Origin of the sequence: Bartonella gabonensis, from assembly GCF_903679515.1 — a bacterium.
Taxonomy (GTDB): Bacteria; Pseudomonadota; Alphaproteobacteria; order Rhizobiales; family Rhizobiaceae; genus Bartonella; species Bartonella gabonensis.
Genome location: NZ_CAHOYM010000082.1, coordinates 1 through 2109, shown reverse-complemented (window position 1 = coordinate 2109; position 2109 = coordinate 1). Strand labels below are relative to the sequence as shown.

At 42.6% G+C, this 2109-nt stretch carries 2 protein-coding genes; both read left to right on the top strand.

Annotated features, from left to right (window positions below; translation table 11 throughout):
• A partial coding sequence (locus HWX04_RS08035) for a hypothetical protein (protein ID WP_175869602.1) occupies positions 1-784 on the top strand: 784 nt, incomplete at its 5' end.
• A 90-nt stretch (positions 785-874) separates the two neighbouring features.
• A complete protein-coding gene (bgtG, locus tag HWX04_RS08030) occupies positions 875-1999 on the top strand; it encodes a BaGTA-type gene transfer agent major capsid protein (protein WP_175869601.1) in 1125 nt (374 codons plus the stop codon).
• The last annotated feature ends 110 nt before the right edge of the window (positions 2000-2109 follow it).

The following is a 2109-nucleotide window of genomic DNA, read 5'->3' as shown; positions in this document are numbered from 1 at the left end:
GGTTGAGAGCCATGATGTTACGTCTCCAGAGCCGGTTGCAGAGCCCGCTGAACAGCTTTCAGAAACCGTTCCTATAGATCGGCAGCGTGCTGTAGAACAACTCAAGAAAGCCCGTGAAGCGCTTGCTAAGTTTTATGAACAGCAACCCCAAGCGCCAATGGTTGAAGATGAAGGAAGCCCCCCAGACCCACGTGAGGACATTATTGGCTATATGGGTTGGATGGGCAAGAAGCTTCAAGAGCAAGATGCGTACATTAGGGCACAGAAGGAAGCGCTAAGACAAGCTGAGGAACAGCATCAACATGATATGCGTCTTGGTGAGTTTTTTAATAGCTCTTTTGAGAATGTTAAGAATAAATACAGTGATTTTGGTGCCGCAGCAGATTTTCTTTATGAGGCGCGTGCAAAGGAATTAAGTTCTTGGTCGTCACTTTATCCAGAGTATGCGCAAAAGAGCACGATAGATGCGATTATAAAAGATCAATTGCATGCGCTTGTAGCGACTTGTGCGCAACGAGATCTCAATCCAGCAGAAGAAATTTATAGGATAGCGCAAAATTTAGGGTATCAAAACCAAGCGGTGCAAGCCAATAATCAAGTTGCAGCGCTTCAACACCGGCAGAATTCTGCGAGAACCTTAACGGCATCTGGTGGAGGGGGCAGTGTTGGACCTATGACCAAACAAACTCTTGCCGATATGTCAGAGAAGGAATTTGATGCTTGGATAGCCAAGCCGAAAAATGAAGCCCGTTTTTATGAAATTATGGGTGCAGACCCCGATTAGGCAATAAGTTTTACAACATAATCCGCCTTTGATGCGGGTTTCCCACCGGCTTAAAGCCGGTTTTTTTTACAGCAAAGAAAGGTAAAATAAATGGCAACAACACATATAGGAACCAATGATCCACAATCGGTGAAATTGTGGTCACAGAAATTAAGCAATGAAGTTTTAAAAGCTACGAAAATTGCCCCCTTGATTGGCAAAAGTTCAAATAGCATTATCCAGCTTTATAACGAAACCCATAAGAGTGCAGGGGATAGCGTTACATTCAGTTTGCTGGTGAATCTGTTTGGAGATGGTGTTACACAAGGCGAAACCTTAGAAGGCAATGAAGAAGCACTTCAATTTATGAATGATAGGCTGGTCATTAACGAGCTTTTACATGCAGCGCGTGTGGCGAATGATGACTCAATTGATCAACAGAGAATACTGCCGAATTTACGCAAGAAAGCTAAAGAAGGATTGGTTCGCTGGTATGCCAATCGTTTAAGCATCATGTTCTTTTTACAGGTGTGTGGTTATACCGCGCGTACAATTAATGTTGATGGTCGAGAAGTGTATATTAAACCGGTTCATTACGGCTTTAATGAAATCATGGCACCAAGCAGTGAACGGATTATCCGCCCCGATGGTAAAACCAAGGATGAAGAGCTTACCGATAAAGCCAAACATAGCTTTAGCCTTAAATTGATTGATGAAGCGGTAAAACAAGCCAAATTAGCTAATCCGCAAATTTCYCCCGTTCATGTYAAYGGTGATGAYGTTTACGTTCTTTATTTGCAYCCAACCCAAGTGATGCAGTTGCGAACCAATACAGCAGCCGGTGAATGGTTAGATATTCAAAAATCGGTTTATGCAACCTCTCGCGCGAAGAACCCAATCTTTGACGGTTCACTAGGCATGTATAATGGTGTTGTTTTACGCGAAGCAATCCATGTCACCCATGGTGTTAAATCAACAGATTCTACAGCTGTTAAAAGCGTTCGTCGTGCGGTGTTCTTAGGAGCGCAAAGTGCGATTATCGGTTTTGGTAAAAATCACAGTGCAACCCATTACACACTGAAAGAAGAATACTTTGATTATGAACGTGAATTTGGCGTTGCCGCTAAAACTTTGATTGGAATGAAGAAAACACGTTTCCAAATGCCCAATAGTGCACAAACAGCACAAGATTTTGGAACCATTGTTATCCCCACCTACAGTGGTGAAGCAGCATAATTATTAAGAAGGAAAAAGACATGGCAGATCATTTACCAAAACCGTTACAAGGTAGAAATCTTCACACTCAACAGGTGAGTTTCTTACGTTTAAACATCACGCATAAAGAT